The organism is Neochlamydia sp. EPS4, from assembly GCF_000813665.1.
Lineage (GTDB): Bacteria > Chlamydiota > Chlamydiia > Chlamydiales > Parachlamydiaceae > Neochlamydia.
In genome coordinates, this window is record NZ_JSDQ01000052.1 from 19,260 (window position 1) to 35,932 (window position 16,673).

Annotated in this window: 14 protein-coding genes; 9 read left to right on the forward strand and 5 right to left on the reverse strand. The window is 38.5% G+C overall.

Features of this window, described 5'->3' with window-relative positions:
- Nucleotides 1-99: 99 nt before the first annotated feature.
- The 6 genes from DB42_RS05430 to DB42_RS05455 all read left to right on the forward strand — a co-directional run bounded on the left by DB42_RS05430 (nucleotide 100) and on the right by DB42_RS05455 (nucleotide 5,286).
- The gene (locus tag DB42_RS05430; RefSeq protein WP_044882073.1) at nucleotides 100-741 is read left to right on the forward strand and encodes an inorganic pyrophosphatase; all 642 of its coding nucleotides are present in this window, start codon (nucleotides 100-102) and stop codon (nucleotides 739-741) included.
- Nucleotides 742-909: 168 nt separating this feature from the next.
- A complete protein-coding gene (locus tag DB42_RS05435; RefSeq protein WP_042238962.1) occupies nucleotides 910-1,371 on the forward strand; it encodes an NfeD family protein in 462 nt (153 codons plus the stop codon).
- A 3-nt stretch (nucleotides 1,372-1,374) separates the two neighbouring features.
- The gene (gene floA, locus DB42_RS05440) at nucleotides 1,375-2,394 is read left to right on the forward strand and encodes a flotillin-like protein FloA (protein WP_039385329.1); all 1,020 of its coding nucleotides are present in this window, start codon (nucleotides 1,375-1,377) and stop codon (nucleotides 2,392-2,394) included.
- 160 nt (nucleotides 2,395-2,554) lie between these two features.
- Nucleotides 2,555-3,118: a hypothetical protein gene (locus DB42_RS05445; protein ID WP_044882074.1), complete on the forward strand. Its 564-nt coding sequence runs from the start codon at nucleotides 2,555-2,557 to the stop codon at nucleotides 3,116-3,118.
- A gap of 2 nt (nucleotides 3,119-3,120) precedes the next feature.
- The gene (locus tag DB42_RS05450) at nucleotides 3,121-3,798 is read left to right on the forward strand and encodes a YggS family pyridoxal phosphate-dependent enzyme (protein WP_044882075.1); all 678 of its coding nucleotides are present in this window, start codon (nucleotides 3,121-3,123) and stop codon (nucleotides 3,796-3,798) included.
- Between the two features lie 225 nt (nucleotides 3,799-4,023).
- Nucleotides 4,024-5,286 (forward strand): dicarboxylate/amino acid:cation symporter, encoded by a 1,263-nt coding sequence (locus DB42_RS05455; RefSeq protein ID WP_044882076.1) that lies wholly within the window; start codon nucleotides 4,024-4,026, stop codon nucleotides 5,284-5,286.
- Nucleotides 5,287-5,534: 248 nt separating this feature from the next.
- Here the strand turns inward: DB42_RS05455 and DB42_RS05460 are convergent, their stop codons facing one another.
- The gene (locus tag DB42_RS05460; RefSeq protein ID WP_044882077.1) at nucleotides 5,535-6,407 is read right to left on the reverse strand and encodes an IS630 family transposase; all 873 of its coding nucleotides are present in this window, start codon (nucleotides 6,405-6,407) and stop codon (nucleotides 5,535-5,537) included.
- 704 nt (nucleotides 6,408-7,111) lie between these two features.
- Nucleotides 7,112-8,038 carry a RimK family alpha-L-glutamate ligase gene (locus DB42_RS05465; protein ID WP_044882078.1) on the reverse strand — a complete coding sequence of 309 codons (927 nt, stop codon included), beginning with the start codon at nucleotides 8,036-8,038 and terminating at the stop codon, nucleotides 7,112-7,114.
- A 481-nt stretch (nucleotides 8,039-8,519) separates the two neighbouring features.
- Here DB42_RS05465 and DB42_RS05470 point away from each other — a divergent pair, with 481 nt between their 5' ends.
- The 3 genes from DB42_RS05470 (at nucleotide 8,520) to DB42_RS05480 (ending at nucleotide 12,177) form a co-directional block, all read left to right on the forward strand.
- Nucleotides 8,520-8,843 (forward strand): type II toxin-antitoxin system RelE/ParE family toxin, encoded by a 324-nt coding sequence (locus DB42_RS05470; protein WP_080502750.1) that lies wholly within the window; start codon nucleotides 8,520-8,522, stop codon nucleotides 8,841-8,843.
- A gap of 15 nt (nucleotides 8,844-8,858) precedes the next feature.
- Nucleotides 8,859-9,044, forward strand: a complete 186-nt coding sequence (locus DB42_RS11850; RefSeq protein WP_368665345.1) for a DNA-binding protein — start codon at nucleotides 8,859-8,861, stop codon at nucleotides 9,042-9,044.
- Between the two features lie 1,048 nt (nucleotides 9,045-10,092).
- The gene (locus DB42_RS05480; protein WP_044882079.1) at nucleotides 10,093-12,177 is read left to right on the forward strand and encodes an F-box/WD40 repeat-containing protein; all 2,085 of its coding nucleotides are present in this window, start codon (nucleotides 10,093-10,095) and stop codon (nucleotides 12,175-12,177) included.
- A 303-nt stretch (nucleotides 12,178-12,480) separates the two neighbouring features.
- Here the strand turns inward: DB42_RS05480 and lpxD are convergent, their stop codons facing one another.
- Genes lpxD through bamA form a run of 3 tightly spaced genes read right to left on the reverse strand, consistent with a single transcriptional unit; the run spans nucleotide 12,481 to nucleotide 16,589 of the window.
- On the reverse strand, nucleotides 12,481-13,539 hold the full coding sequence (gene lpxD / locus DB42_RS05485) for a UDP-3-O-(3-hydroxymyristoyl)glucosamine N-acyltransferase (protein ID WP_044882080.1): 1,059 nt from the start codon (nucleotides 13,537-13,539) through the stop codon (nucleotides 12,481-12,483).
- A 17-nt stretch (nucleotides 13,540-13,556) separates the two neighbouring features.
- On the reverse strand, nucleotides 13,557-14,153 hold the full coding sequence (locus DB42_RS05490; protein WP_044882081.1) for an OmpH family outer membrane protein: 597 nt from the start codon (nucleotides 14,151-14,153) through the stop codon (nucleotides 13,557-13,559).
- 27 nt (nucleotides 14,154-14,180) lie between these two features.
- On the reverse strand, nucleotides 14,181-16,589 hold the full coding sequence (gene bamA / locus DB42_RS05495) for an outer membrane protein assembly factor BamA (RefSeq protein WP_238578999.1): 2,409 nt from the start codon (nucleotides 16,587-16,589) through the stop codon (nucleotides 14,181-14,183).
- Between the last annotated feature and the right edge of the window lie 84 nt (nucleotides 16,590-16,673).

Sequence of the window (16,673 nt, forward strand, 5' to 3'; positions counted from 1 at the left end):
AGGCAATCTCCTTAGCCTTTGCTCTAGCAATTTTTAAGGAGCAGGTTAAATATCTATCATGGTATAGAGTAAAATAAAGTAAAAAAGTGGGGAATTGGCATGGCAAACATGATCTATCGTTCTCATCCCTGGCATGGCCTTTCTTTAGGGCCCCTAATGCCTCAAATTGTTAATTGTTACATTGAAATCGTGCCTACGGATACGATAAAATATGAGCTTGATAAAGAAACGGGGATCCTAAAAGTTGATAGGCCTCAAAAGTATTCAAGTGTATGTCCAAGCTTGTATGGATTGCTGCCTAAGACCTATTGCGGCCATCACTTAGCGAGTTACTGTATGCAAAAAACGGGTCTTAAAAATATCCAAGGCGATGGAGATCCTTTAGATATCTGCGTATTCACCGAGAAAGTCATTCCTAGGGGAGACATTATTTTAAAAGCCATTCCTATTGGCGGATTTCGATTAATTGATGGAAATGAGGCGGATGATAAAATTATTGCTGTGATGGCAGACGATTTAGTTTATGGCAGTCTTCAAAACATTGATGAATGTCCGCAACGTTTGATTGAAAGGCTTCGTCATTATTTTTTAACCTATAAAGATTTCCCCGAAAAAACTACTGGCACTGTCCAAATCACCCACCTCTATGATGTTAAAGAAGCTCATCAGGTGATTGAACTAGCTCTTCAAGACTATGAAGATAAATATGGATCTACATCAAAGCCGGAAAATTTTTGGTAAAATAGTTTTTTTATTCTCCTGGAATAGTAGGCCTAAAGAATGCCTCATATGAGAGGGGAATTAGGAGCAATTTTATTGAAAAAAGGTGGAAAGAATGGCTATTGTAAAAGCGAAGAGCACTCCTATTGTGAACCATGCGATTGACTCTTCAAATAAGGAGCTAAATTAATGAGTCCTTTAATTTTTTTAGTGCTAGGTTTTATATTAATATTTATAGAGTTTTATCTGCCAGGTGCCCTAATGGGGATTGTCGGGGGTATTTGCATATTAGCCAGCTTTAGCATGTTTGCTAGGCAAACCGAATCTTTTCTATTGGTTATCTTATATGTGATAGGGAGTGGCGTGGCGCTTGCTTTTTTAATTAAATTTGCTCTCTGGCGCATTCGTACCGAAAAGCCTCAGCATAGCATTTACTCTGCAGATACTCAAGATGGTTACCGTGCTGTCGATTATGATGCTTCTACAATCGGTAAGTCAGCCATCGTGCTGACAGATTTAAAACCTGGGGGCTTTATTATCGTAGAAGGCAAACAGCAACCTGCTATTTCTCAGGAAGGGTATCTATCTAAAGGTACTAAAGTTCTTGTGATTGGCGGCAATGAATCTAATTTAATTGTTAGAAAGGAATAAAACATGACTCATCAACTATTGGCCTTGCATTTAAGCTCAGAACTATATTTTTTGCTGATTCTTCTTGCATTGGCTTCTCTTATTATTTTAAGCATTCTAGGAAAATTTCTTAGTTTTTGGTTTCAAGCTTTTGTCTCGGGTACTCCGATCCCTTTATTTAATCTAATCGGTATGAGTTTGCGTAAAATCCCTTTACGAGTCATCGTCAATGCGCGCATTAATCTATTCAAAGCAGGATTAAAGCAAGTGACTGTCTCAGACTTGGAAACACACTACCTAGCTGGAGGCCATGTTTCTGAGGTAGCTACGGCTCTTATAGCTGCAGATAAAGCCAATATTCAGCTCGATTGGCGCCGCGCAACAGCGATTGATTTGGCAGGAAGAGACCTTCGCGATGCGGTGCAGACCTCTGTAAATCCCAAAGTAATTGACTGCCCTAGCCATGGGGGCTACATCACAGGGGTCGCTAAAGATGGCATTCAAATTAATGTCCGCGCTCGTGTAACCGTGAGAACAAATATTGCCCAATTAGTAGGCGGTGCTACTGAAGAGACGATTATTGCTCGTGTGGGTGAAGGGATTGTAACTGCTATCGGTAGTTCTGAAACCCATCTGCATGTCCTTGAATCGCCTCATAAAATTTCCCAAGTGGTTTTAGAAAAAGGACTTGATTCTTCTACAGCTTTTGTTATTCTTTCTATTGATATTGTTGAGATGAACTTAGGCGAAAATATTGGTGCCAAACTGCGTGCCGATAAAGCAGAATCCGATAAACGTATCTTCCAAGCTGAAGCAGAAAAAAGGCGAGCAATGGCCGCTGCGATGGAACAGGAAAATATGGCTAAAGTTAAAGACATGGAAGCTAAGCTAATTGAGGCTCAGTCTTCTATTCCTATGGCGATTGCCGAATCTTTTCGCTCAGGGCACATAGGCATTATGGATTTTACCCGTTATGAAAATATACTTGCTGATACTAAAATGCGTAAATCTATTGCCGAAGAAAGTGACGATAGAAAAAAATAAGCTATAAGCTTGATAGGCCTTAATTGCTAAGTTAATAGAAAAATAAGGCCTTCAAGCTGCTTTCATGAGTAAAAGTAAGCTTATAAAGGGAAGATAAAAAATTTTAAGAAAGTTTTGTTCTCAGCCCTCTCATTAACAGCTTTGCATAGGGAAAAATAAGATGCATATTAACGATACGATAGGTTTCTTAGTGAGTGTAGCAGCCATGCTCTATATGCTCATTAAGCTTGTTCAGCCTAATAAAAGGTCTAAAAAACTTGCCAGCATCCAAGATGATGACCCCTTACAAGCTAAAAGATTGCAAGATTTTCTTCATTCCTTAAATGCCGATATGGAAAAAAGCAAAAGTTTTACTCCTCCCTCCCCAAAAAATTTAAAGCCAGCGAGCCTACCAGCTGAGTATAAAAAGAAGACAATCTATCATCAACCTGCTTACAAAAAGAAAACTTCTAAAGAGGAAAATAAATTTAAGTCAAATTTAGATGGCTTTCAGGTGCGCAATCAGATTGAAGAACGCCAATTTAATATGAATAGCAAAAATAAATATGAAGGGGATTATGGTGACCATCTTTTAAGCCAGGGCTTTCGTGAAAGCAAATCTGCTCCTCCTTTGATTTATAAGCGCTCTTCCCGCATTAAAAGTTTAATCCATCATCTTCCTACTAAGAAAGATCTCATTGTCATCCATGAAGTTTTAAATCCCCCTAAAGGTTTTAGATTTTAACTATGTCCATTCTTGATAATTACCGAGCCTTACAACAAGAAATTGCGGAAACAGCCCAGGCCAGTAATAGAAAGATTGAAGACATTAAACTAATTGCGGTCTCTAAAAAGCAACCTTGGGAATTTATTTTTCCCCTTTATCAAGAAGGGTGTCGAAATTTTGGAGAGAATAGAATTCAAGAAGCTCTACCTAAGATAAAACAGGCTCCTTCTGACTGCCATTGGCACTTCATCGGGCCCTTACAAAAAAACAAAGTACGTAAAGCAGTGGGCCCTTTTGTTTTGATTCATTCGGTAGATTCTTTGGATCTAGCTAATAAAATAGCAGAGGTGTCTAAGCAATTAAATTTAATTACAGCTATTTTACTTCAAGTAAACACCTCTCAAGAACCATCTAAGCAAGGGATGACTTGCGAGGAGTGCTATCAAAATTTTAATGATTTTCTTTCTTTACCCCACCTTGATGTGCAAGGATTAATGACAATGGCTCCTTTGACCGATAATGAGAAAATTATAGCTAAAAGTTTTGAAAGGCTACGTCGGTTAAAAGAAGCTTTGTTAAAAGATTATAAACCTTCTAATCAATTACCTCATCTATCTATGGGAATGTCCCAAGATTATAAACTAGCCATTCGCGAGGGAGTAACTTTACTACGTATAGGCTCAAAGATTTGGTATTGAATTTTTCTCCTCTTTTTTCAATTATTTATCAACCTTAAATAAATTTTAGCTTGAGCAATTGCTCGCGATGAGTAACTTTCATTGGTCTATTCAGCGCCACCTTTTGTCCTCTACTTGATTAGATAGAAAGCAAAGTTAACCTTTTTGTTTAAAAATAGTGTGCTATATATGTTCCAATAATTTATTCTTCTATCTACTTTTTTTATGCCTATAGATAGGGTTTTTATGAATGCTTTGCTAAATAAATCTATCCACCTGAACACCACTTTTTTACTTTTTGTAGCTGTTTGCTGTGGCCTTATCACTGGGTACATGAATAATGAAATGGTAAATACCGTGGCCGAAAGCTTTTCAGCCGTATTTATTAATCTCCTTAAATTGGTCAGTTTGCCTATCATTTTTCTTTCTATTGTTTCAACTTCGTCAGGGATGGAAAGTGCGCGTGAGCTAAAAGTTTTAGGCCAAAAAGTCTTAAAATACACTTTGTTAACCACGGTTATTGCGGCTTCTACCGCTTTGATTTTATTTGTAGTTATCGATCCTGCGCGCACTCATCTGCAGGAAATAAATTTTGAATCGGTAGCCACGATTGAAAAACAGGGAAGTTATGTGCATTATCTCCAGCAAATTATTCCTTCCAATGTCATCAGGCCTTTTAATGATAACAATGTAATAGGCGTGCTGTTTATTGCTCTTTTATTCAGCCTTTCCATCATTGCTCTTCCTGCTGAAAATCGCCATATCCTACATGCTTTTTTCTCAAGCCTCTATGCTGCAATGATGAAGATGACAACATGGATTATCAAGCTCATGCCCTTGGCCATCTGGGCTTTCATTACCCTTTTCATGCGTGATATACATGAAGGGCTAGAAATCGAAAGTTTAGCTCTCTATTTAGCCGTAGTCATTTTAGCTAACCTGGTGCAGGGAATTATTGTATTACCTCTTCTTTTAAAATTTAAAAAAATCTCTCCTTTAAGGACTGTGAAAGGCATGTTGCCAGCTTTATCTATTGCCTTCTTCACCAAATCTTCCAATGCCGCCTTACCGATGGCTATGAAATGTGCCGAAGAAAGAGTGGGAGTTTCTCGTCGTGTAGCGAGCTTTGCTTTTCCCCTATGCACGACTATCAACATGAACGGTTGTGCCGCTTTCATCCTTACTACTGTTCTTTTTGTATCGATGAGCAATGGCATGACCTATACGCCTTTAGAGATGATCCTATGGGTTTTTCTTGCTACTATCGCTGCCGTAGGAAATGCAGGGGTCCCCATGGGCTGCTATTTTCTTTCGAGCGCTTTTTTAGCCACTTTGAATGTTCCTCTTAACATATTAGGAGTGATTTTACCTTTCTACACCCTTATTGATATGGTGGAAACAGCTCTGAATGTTTGGTCGGACTCATGTGTAGCCACCCTCGTTGACAGTGAAGTTTCTCCTCATACTGCTGCTTCTTCTATCGTTAATGAATCTTCTCTAAGTGTTTAAATCAAAGTTACACGTAACTTTAGAAGACCTGGCAGTCCCTAGAGCTTTATTTAACGCTTTTAGCTCAATCCTTAGACAATTGGACTTAAGGGATGGCGCATCAGTTTTTTTTATTTTTTCTCCTTACTAGGCAAACATTCTTCCAAGAAGTCCTCCTCCTTTTTTTAGTTCTTTGTAAGCCTGATAGGCGCGATTAGAACGAAAAAGACTACGCCTATAAGGCGCTAGTTTTTTAAGAGGAGGGAGCTTTAGGGCAATGGGGGGGATAAGAAGAAAAGGTGAACCTTAGGAGGAATTCTAAGCTTTTTACAAACGTGATAGGGGGCTCGGTCCAAAATCAGTAAGGCATGAGAAGAAACTGGTAGGGATTGATTAACCTGTTCGAGAAGATGCTCAATGGCTTTGCTATTTAAGAAAGGAAAAATGAGTCCTTCTGCTTTTCCTAAAGCTGGACAAATAGCTGTCGCTATATAGAGGGTAGGATAGGCTATTGACTTAGGCACTTTTGGCCGCTTTCCTTTTTTCGCTGCTCCCTGGCGATAGGCGGGAGGGGGGCCTAGCTTGGCTTCATCTTCAAACCAAATTTCGATCTTGTGCTTAGGAAATTGATTGCTTAAGGCCTCGATGGCTTCTGGGACTTTTTTAAAACCTGTATATTCCTTTTTATTGGCTTGATAGCCCGGAATGCGGGATGTTAAAGTGGTATAATGAGGGTAATCTAAAATTTTCGACCCTTCAGGCAAAGTCAAGCTTTTATCAAGCTCTTCTTTGACGGTGAATGGAAGGTCATCCAGGAGAGAAAGACTGCTCGGCTCTTCAGAGCTAGGTCTTCTTTCTGCCCGTCCTGAAAATGCTTTTTTTTGCTGGGGCATTACAGCTCTTTTTCTTTCGGTAGTTATAGGCCGATTGTCTTGTAATCTTTCCAAGTGGTGATGATTATATCGTCGTATCCATTTCTGAATAGTACTTGTACTATATCCCAGAGCTTTTCCTATCTGATAAGAGCTTTCTCCTTCCATCGCCATAGCTATGGCTCTTAATGGGTGGCTGTATCTAGCAGATGGTTGCCTCTTTGCCAGGGCGTTTAGCTCCTCGATTGTATGATAAGCAGCTACAAACATGGTTGCCTCCTCCTTCTTCCATACCTTTTCTCATTCAATTATCCTCCTTATTAAAATTTAGTAAAAGACAGTTTGTATCCTTAAACTTTATGGTTGGCAAAGTTTTTTTAATCATAAGCATTCTTCATTCTTTGCGCGGGAGTTATTAACAACGCTAAAAAGTTCCTAAAATATAAAGAGTAAAAGCCAGCAAGAGCAAAGAGAAAGGTTTAAAAAATTTTTTTTTGCTTGGGACAGGGAGTAGGTAAGTTATCAAAATAGCTGAAGCCTTTCCCAAGCCTTAAGCACCTAAAGTTGTGGTATGTTTATGGGAGAGTCGGGGGAGTTTGTTCTCTCCTAGGTTTATGGCTTTCTAACCAGGAAATGGCTGACTTTAAGCCATTTTTAGGAAGAGAAGCACAAAAGATAAGAGCTCTGAAAATTATATAAGTAAACTCTCAAATTAGGTTAATAATAAAGGCCTGCGAGTAGATGGAGCGCGAAAACCTCATCCCCAAAGGATGAGTTTTAATTTCTCTCATGAGATAAACTTTAGGGTTACCCTCTTTGTCTTGCCTTTGAAGGTAAAATCCTGTGGAAACCATGGAGTTGTGCATCTGCTGGATGATTCACCTCAGGAGTTCTTATACTTGCAAACAAGTGGGTGGCGGCACTCTCTACTTTAAATTGAGTATAGTCACTCCACTTGTTTCTTAATACAGGAGTTACAAAGAAGTCCTCCCTTTGGACCGAGGTTCAAGGGGCGTTAAGCTAGCTGAGAGTCTCTCTTTAATTTTTTGAGCCAACTTGTCGGCAGAGCCAGGAAAATAGCTAAGGAAAAGTGAGGGCTCAATCATTTCTACTTCCACCACGGCTAACGCAGAACCTTTCTTGATCACGTCTACTCTAGCATGTAAATAAGGTTGTTCAGTAGCAAGGAGAATTTTTTTAACTTCGTTGATCATCCAATCAGGTGGGGTGACCGGTTGAACGGAGCCTCCATGTGCGCTTTGCACTAAAAATTGCCCATCTGCCGGTTTTTTTAACACGCAATGGATAAACTCTTTTTCGAAGAAGATAAAGGACCATTCGCCTTCTGTCATGATTTCTTTCATAAAAGGTTGAACTATTAAGTCACAAGGATAACCTTCAAAGTGAGCTTGCATTTCTTGGACAGTAGAAGAATTAAATCTAAAAGTGTGATCTCCACTAGCAGAAATACTAGGTTTTATCACGCATTCTTCCCATCCATATTTTTCTAAAAGGTTGGGTAAATTTTTTAAATCTTTAGAAGATAAATAAATACTATCAATGACCTTAACTCCTTTCTCTGCTAGCTTTTTTAAATAAACTTTTGAAGCATTCCAACGAATGGTGCTAAGGGGGTTAAAAAGTGGGATTCCTTGTTTTTCAATATTGCCTAAGGTTTGCAAGAAAAAGTTAAACTTATCGGTATGATAGTCCCAAGTAGAAAAAACTAACACTGCTTGATAGTCTTTCCAATTGTTTTGAGGATCATCCCAAATCACTGAGCGAGCATCTATTTGCTGTTTTTGCAAGGCTCTTATTAATAAATTATCATCTTCTTTTGATTCGGAGCAGTTGCTACTTGTGAGCAAAGCAAGGCTAGCTAAGAGAGTCGTTAAAATCATACATTCCTCAATTTATAAATTTTTATCTAACGTAGGAAGCTAAAAAGATTGTAAGCAATGATAGTTTGTTTTTCTATTTAAAATTTTTTTTGTATAGCGAGCCTTAAATCAAGGCTGGCTATCCTTAAGTAAAATAAATTAATCATTGATGTCCAAACAAAGGCTCTGGGAGAGAGCTTAAGTTATCTATCCTAACCCTTACGACCGAGCGTATAGAGCTGCCTCTTTCAAAGCAGTGTTTTTGCTTTAATATTTTTATTTATTAATTTATTAGTTGTTCTGCGTTTTATTTTAAAGAGAGCATAGAAAATAGTGAGTGAGGATAGGCAAAAATGGATTTTATACAGGCAGATCGCCAAAAAGTACTGGAAAGGTGAGGTAAGAAGAACTTGATCAAAAACTTGCGTAAAAAGGTACTAATCCGAATTAGCTGCTTAAAAAATTCTTGAAAAATGTATCCCATAAGATACAATAAGGATATATGGAAGGAATAGAAATCGAATTATACGAAACAGTAAATGGTAAGCAACCCTTTGAAATCTGGATCAAGGATATCAAAGAAATCCATACACGGGCCAAAATCCTGACACGGCTTGATCGCTTAAGGCTGGGGACTTCGGCGATTGCAAAACCTTACAAAAAGGGGTTTGCGAGCTTAGAATTCATTACGGACCCGGATTATTACGGAAAGATTGGGAATAAAGTCATTTTGCTTCTTTGTGGCGGTGATAAAAGCTCTCAAGAAAGGGATATTGCTAAAGCAAAAGATTATCAATTAAGAGAGTTAGATCATGGCAAGAAGTAAAAATATCAAAAATTTCTGCTCAAGCACTTAAAGGATCACGATGAAGCTGTTGCATACCTAAATGCTGCGCTAGAAGAAAGCCTTAAAGGCGATAAGGAATCACAACATCTTTTCTTAATGGCTCTACGTAACGTCGCAGAAGCTCAAGGCGGCCTTGGCGCATTGGCTAAAAAAGCTCATGTAGGCCGTGAAAGCCTCTAAAAAACCCTTTCAGGAGCCGGTAATCCTAAATGGCACACGCTTGTTTCATTATGTGTAGCAATGGGATTGAACTTGAGATTAAGTTAGACTATGAAAATTGACATCGACCTTTTTCAAGCTTTATTAAAAATAAAATTTCTCATGGATAAACCTTAAGAGAGTAATTAACGCGAGTTATCGGATAAGGAAATAGTTTAAGGCATGATTTGAAGCAGCCTTAGATTGTTTTCTTATCCGATAACTCGCGTTAATGTATCAATGCCTAGGGCCATCAATCTAAACCCTAATCTCATTGGGTGCTAATGGCAAAGGATATTATTGAGGGGAACTAAAATAAGAGTTATATGAACCAACAAGCCATTATTGCTAGATACGTCTAGAAAACGTGAATGGAGTATGAAGTTCCCCCTGCGTTAGATGCTGCCATTTCTATTTTTATGCACTCCATTCGCTTTAAGAAGTATCCATTTTCTAATAATCCTTTGACCTACACACCTGCCAAGAAAAGTTTAATGTCTATCCGAGTCCCGGTCGTTTTGACCGGCGTGTAGTCAGTGGCTTACTGGTAGTTATGGGCTGCTATTTCTACGCCGGCCTCGCTGTAAAGGTCGGCTGCCTTTTCTTTAGCCCTAGGAGTGAGAGGCACGGCGGCGCAATGGAAATTCTGCTAAGCTAGGGGAACGTGAAAAACTGGCCATTAATAAAAGGCTTTATTTTTTTCTTGGGAAGTAGGATTAAAAATAACAAGAGCTAGCGCTTATCCTCTTATACTCAATAGCCGTTTTTTATCGCTTTGGGGTAACGTCTCTTGATAGGCATAAGATAAAATTCTCAAATAAGACTGTAGCCTTTGATTGATTTAAAGCTTATCCATTTTATTTTTCAAATGCCATTCATCATGCTTGAATGTTGAAATATTATTTTAATAGCATTTATTTCAAACCCTCTCTAATATGATCGTTGATGAATATAGAGAAAAAGAAATTTAAAAGTCCTTACATATAAAAAGGTAGCGAAATGAAAATTTAGATAAAGAGAGGTTAAACAAATGAACCCTTTGCATCCAAATCCCTCTGTTTTATTTCCTGTATTTAAGACTCTTTCTTGGTTTAGAGAAGAAACAAATATTTATTCCGAGATCACAGTCAAGATTTTCTCAAAATTGGGAGCCTCCGATCTATGTCAAGCAGAGGGAGTTTGCCAAGAATGGAAGCAACTGATTCAAGCAAGTAACTTATGGAAAAAGCTCTATTTCCAAAAAGCTAGCAAAGTTTCCTCGTCAGAAAAAGAATCCGCTATAGGTACACTCCCTTCGGAAATATTGTTAAAAATTTTTTCCTTTTTGCCTGTTAAAGAACTTGTCTTTAGCCAGCAGGTATGCAAGAGCTGGTATGAATTAGGCGCAGAAACTGCACTTTGGAAATGTTTACTTGGGAAAACTTATCCTACTTTATCTGCTATACCCGACATGATGAAAATCTCTCCCAAAGATCTAATTGTGGCTCAATACAATATAGAAGCTAATCGTGTGCAAATTATTGATTTGCTTCCTATGGCATTGGAAAAAGGACATAATAAAAACTCGCAAGCAGCGTTTTCTTCTAATGGTAAGCATGTAATTATTTTTAATAATGACCTACTTACCCTTCCTTGGGACATTGCTCGTGACATTGTTAGCCTTTGGGATGCTAATACGGGGAAATGTCTACAGGTTTGGGAGGGAATTACTTGGAGCAAAGATCTATTTCTTTCTTCAGGTAGCCAGTGGCTAATTATCAATAGATCTAAGTCCATTAGTCTTTGGAATGCCAACACAGGAGAATGTCTAAAAGCCATAGAAGAAGACCCATTGGGCACAGAAGTATTCTTTTCTCCAAATAAGGAACGGCTAGTTACCTGGGGTAGCTCCATTTGCCTTTGGGATGCTAAAACGGGAGAATGTCTACAGGCTTTAGAAAGACGGGGAATAGAACATCGGAGTTCACAAACACCTTTTTCTCCGGATGGCAAGTGGCTGTTTATCGATAGCTCTAAATCCGTTAGCCTTTGGGATGCTAAAACTGGGCAATGCCTACACACTTTGGAAAAACTGGATAAAAAAAGCCTGTTCACAAGAATATCTTTTTCTCCAGATAGCGCGTTGCTAGTTATCACTAGTAATGAATCCATTAGCCTTTGGAGTGCTAACACTGGGGCGTGCTTACATATTTGGGATGAAATCAGTGAGGTAAGCTCAGTAACTTTTTCACCAGATAGCCAGCAAATAGTTATCGACGACTATGAATTCATTCGCCTTTGGGATATTAAAACTAGAGAATGGGTCTGCACTTTGGATGAATGCGGAGATGCCTCCATCATATCTTTCTCTTCAGATGGTCAGCGCCTAATTATTGAGAATAGGCAGTCTCTTTGCCTTTGGGATGTTAAAGCGGGGGAAAAGCTAAAAACTTTAGATGATAAGCTAGCGGCACGCACACAGATAATCCTCTTTTCTCCCGACAACCAGCGGATAATTGCCGATACGATGGATCTCATTCGCCTTTGGGATGCCAACACAGGAGAATGTCTACAGACTTTAGAAAAACTGGAAAAAAAAGAGTGGCTTGCAAGAATATCTTTTTCTTCAAATAGTGAAAAGGTAGTTATTTACCTCATCGACTCCATCCACCTTTGGGATGCACAAACAGGGAAATGCCTAAAAAATTTGGAAGAGCCTGAAAATTTCAAACAAGCATTTTTTTCTCCAAACAGCCAATGGTTGGTTATTTCTGACTCGCATGATGTTCAATTGTGGGATGCTCAAACAGGCGAATACTTGCGCACTTTGGGAAACCACTTGGGATACGGGGGATACCAGCCGGCATCCTTTTCTCCTAATGGGGGACAATTATTGATTGGGATGAAAGTTTTCAATTTTTTTCCCGCTAAAAACGACAGTTATCAACCCGAGGAACCTCCAAGAAATCTAGAAAATGAAGAGAGAGCAAACAATTCAACTGAAAAATTGGTAACAGAAGAATCTAAAAGAAGAAAAGCCAGAAGTGCTAAAAGCCAAGAAGATAGTAGCAACGTTTCAGCGGCCGTGGAACATCTTCCACCTCCTCACCAGAAAAAAAGGAAGAAAGGGGAGTAGGTTAAGGTTTCTATATTTTTAAGCATTTATTTTAAAGAGTAATATTTAAGCAAATTTCCCATCTATTGCTACAATAATTTGGCTCTTCTACGGTGTGTGTGTTACGTAGTAAAAGGCTTAATTAATACTTAAAGTAGTTAAATAAAATAGCGTTTATCACATCCTACTGTTTGCAAATAAAAGAAGAGAGTGAATAAATACTAAATCACTCGCGTTAACTAGAAACCAAACATGAGATTTCCCTCACGTTTCTTATTGAATAGAAATTAAATTTTGCCTAAGTAAATGATTCTGATGGAACTTTTAATGAGGAGATTTGTCTTTTAGAATTTTTATCTCTTCTTGTAGAGCTTTAATTATTTTTATGTATTTTTCTATATGGTTGAGAAATACGCTATTACGGTTATGAATTTCGATAGGCTGGGCTGGTAACCCTCCGTACTTACCAGAGTTAGGCAAGGATTTGGTCACCCCACTGCGTCCGGCTAACATCACTTCATCGGCAATCTTAAGATGCCCCGCTACCGCTACTTGACCTCCCATCACGACATGACGGCCAGTTTTAGTGGAGCCGGCAATCCCTGTCTGAGCCACGATAATATTATGAGCGCCTAGAGTGACATTATGTCCAATTTGCACAAGATTATCTATTTTAGAGCCTTTTTTAATATGCGTAGTTTCAAAGCGTGATCGATCGATAGTCGTATTGGCTCCAATTTCAACATCATCTTCTATTTCCACTTTACCTAATTGTTGCAATTTAATGTGTTCACCAGCTTTGTTGGTAATATAGCCAAAACCACAAGCTCCTATCACAGCACCTGGTTGTAGAATGACTCTGTCTCCTAGGGAGCAGCGTTCACGGATTACAGCGTTAGGATGGATAAGGCAATCCTTTCCTATAGTAGCATAAGGACCTACGTATACTCCTGCACCAATAAAGGTGTTGTCATCTATTTTAGCTTCTTTATCTATAACAGCATGGGGTCCAATTTTTACATTAGCGCCAATTTGGCACGTTTCGTGAATCACAGCTGTTGGATGAATTCCTGCAAAACCTGTAAGCTCTCCCTTTTCTTTAAAAAAAGCATCAATTAATTGCTGAAATGCTAAAGAAGGGTTTTCATTAATCAAAAAGTTACGATCACCCGCCAAAGGAGTATGTGAATTAACAAATATCACACCTGCATGAGATTTTTGCATCGCTTGCTCATAGCGGGGATTTTCTAGAAAGGAGGCCTCTTTGGCACTCGCTCTTTCTAGATCGGCAACCCCTTCAATTTGATAATCGGGATTGCCTATCAGCTTTGATTGTGTCATCGCTGCTATATGGGCCAGCTTAAAGGTTTTTAAGGAATTCATCGATTTCTCTTATGACTTTATGGATTGGATCCTGTGGATGTCTTTGGCTCTTTAGCTTCTTTATCAAAAAGCTCATCCATCACACTCACAATATCATCAGAAATGTCTAATTCCTTATCATAATAGTAAGCTCCTTCTTCGTTCATCACCATATGGTAGCCATACTTTTTAGCAACAGTCTCAGAGGCTTGAGTGATCACATCAGCGAGCTTATCCAATATTTTATAATTAGCTTGTTGTATTGCTTGATAATATTGCGACTGCTGTTGGCTTGCCTCTTGGCTTAAAGTTCTAAATTTACGCTTAAGCTCTGTTTCTGCTTCAGGGGAGAGGCTGTCAAGATAGTCAGGATCATTAAGTTTATCGGCCATTTCATTCAATGTTTTTTCTTTTTCGCCTAGCATTGTTTCCATTTGCTTTTTGAGCGATTCAAAGCTAGCTTGTTCTTGCTTGCCTAGTTTAGATTTTTCTACGCAAGTCTTAAAGTTCACCAGACGCATTTTAATTCCTTGATCAGCTTTAGCTGCAGAGGCTTCTACTGCTGCAGGGCATAGGGCCACTAAAGCGAAACTTACGCTAACTGCTTGCAGGATTTTTTTAGATAACTTTTTCATTAAATTTTCTCCTTGTTTTGATAGATCTTAAAGACGCCCGCCCACGCTGATGAAGAAGCTTTTAACCTCTCCGCGTGTTTTAGGATTGATAGGGATTCCATAACCCATCGTAAGAGGGGGAATGCTTTCGACTATTTTGAAACGTATGCCTAAGCCAACGGATGTACTAATACGTGCTTTTTTCAATCCGAAATCAAAAGTGGCAAAAGAAAGATGACCGGCATCACAGAAAATGAAACCTTCGAGGTTTTTCATGAACCTTCGAGAAGCCTCTATCGAATAAATCTCCATGGACATCCCACCCCGTGGATCTCCTTCAATGAAACGTGGCCCCAGTTTATAAGGACGATAGCCTCTTATCATGTTATCGCCACCCAGAAATAACCGCTCGTCAAGGGGCATTTTTTTAGCAGTCGTCCCTCCAAAGGGATAAAGGAAGCGAAAATCCATGCGTAGCTTTAAAACACTGCGTCTATCTAATTTATGAAACCAGCTATTGGTGTAGGCAGCGCCAAAGAAACGATAGTTACCGCCCAATCCAGCTATCTCCAATTCTAAACGTGATTTAAATCCTTGGGTAGGTTTGGCCGGGTGATCAGTAGAATCGTAAGACCATGTTAATCCGGTGGCTGAAACCATTCCATCATTATGGGATTCTTCAACTAACGAAGCCCCATGCTCATGCTTGGCGTAATATTTATACTGTTCTTCATAAAGCAAGTCATGCGAGGTTTGAATATCTGTATGTTTTAAGCGGTAATGCCACCCCAATTTCATAAACTGATTTAACTGATAAGTAGCATTAACCATTCCCCCATAAGTTTTTATATCATAGTCTTTGGCTATATAGCGATTGACAGAATTTTCTAGCTCAAATCCTACAATCCATTGAGTATCATTAAAAAATGGCTTGGTCCAAGAAAAAACATAGCTGCGGCTTTTGGAGCCCACTGTAGCGGTAGCATGGGCATATTCGCCGCCTCCTCTTAAGGCTTTATAGCCATCTTGAAAGAAACGACCTAAGCCTTTATAGTTAAAGTTTTTTTCAGTGATATTAAAGCCGCCAAAAATACTTTCTGCGGTGCTAAATCCAAAGAATGCACCAAAATGTCCCGTGCTGGTTTCTTCTACTTCAATGTGGACATCGCGATAATTTTCTCCTAAGCCATAAGAATCTTCTGATTTAACAGCATAGACGTTTACATGCGAAAAATAGCCAATGTTGGCTAAACGTTCTTCAGTTTTTTTCAGTTTTTCAATATTAAAGACTTCTCCAGGAATAATCAGGGTTTCATGGAGAATAACTTTTGTTTGGGTCTGAGAATTTCCAAATACCTTAATTAAACCTACCCGAAACTGCTCGCCCTCTTCAATAGTGATTTTAAGGTTGTAGATGTGTTCTTGGCTTTCAGAAAGAGTAGGTTCATGATCAATGATGGCATCAATATAGCCTTTACGACCATAGAGATTTGTAATGTTTTCTAGGCTTTGACGAATTTTTTCAGGAGAAAATATCCCTCCTTCACAAAAAGTTAACTGCTGATAGATTTCTTCTGTACTAAATAGGTGATTTCCCTCGATTGTAATATTACCTACTCTATAAATAGATCCTTTGTTTGCAGTAACTATAATGACCACACGGTTTTCTTGAGCGGCTTCCACAACTTTAATATCGACAGCTGCATCAGCATATCCTTGATTATGAAGATAATTAAGAATGGTGGCTTGATCATGCTGCATGGCCTCTTCATTGTAAGTTCCTTCATTGCTTAGCCAACTTAAAAATATATTATATTTTTTAGTCACCAGCTGCTCACTTATCTCTTCTTGTTCATGATCTGTAAAATTAACAAATACAATTTCTTTGATATAGCCCGAGCGCCCTTCAGTAATAGAGATGTTGATATCTACTTCGTTAGTAGTGGCATCTAGCTGTACATCGTAGGTAAGCTCCGCTTCAAAAAAACCTTTTTTAATATAGTAAGCTTTTAGCTTGTGAAAAGCTTGATTAAAGCTTTTACGGTCAAAAACAGAAAAGCAAGATACTTTCAACTCTTGCTTTAACCTTTTAGTTTTTATATGTTCGTTACCCTGCCAGTTGATAGAGCGAATGATAGGCTTGGGCCATATTTTTAAGGTAATATATAGCTTATCAGCTAAGCTTTCAACAAGGGGTTCAACACGGTCATAATCTTGAGAAAGAATTTTAAGATCGTTATCAAAATGTGTTTGCGAAAAAAAATCTCCTTGCCGTGTTTTGATTCGGTTAAGGAGAGCATCTTCTTCAAAATGGTCGCAAGGCCCTTGAAGAAGAATTTCAATTTTTTCTATTTTTTGATTTTCATATTGGGTAGACTGACCGAAAAGATTTGATGAGTAGCCGCTTACTAGAAGCAAAAATCCTATATTAAGGAAAAGCATTAATTTATTTGTCACAGATTCCTCTGAAAATTATAGATGATAATCGAAAAAAGAGTAATCATAGGGTAAGTTTTGTAATATTGTAAAGAAGAAGAAAAG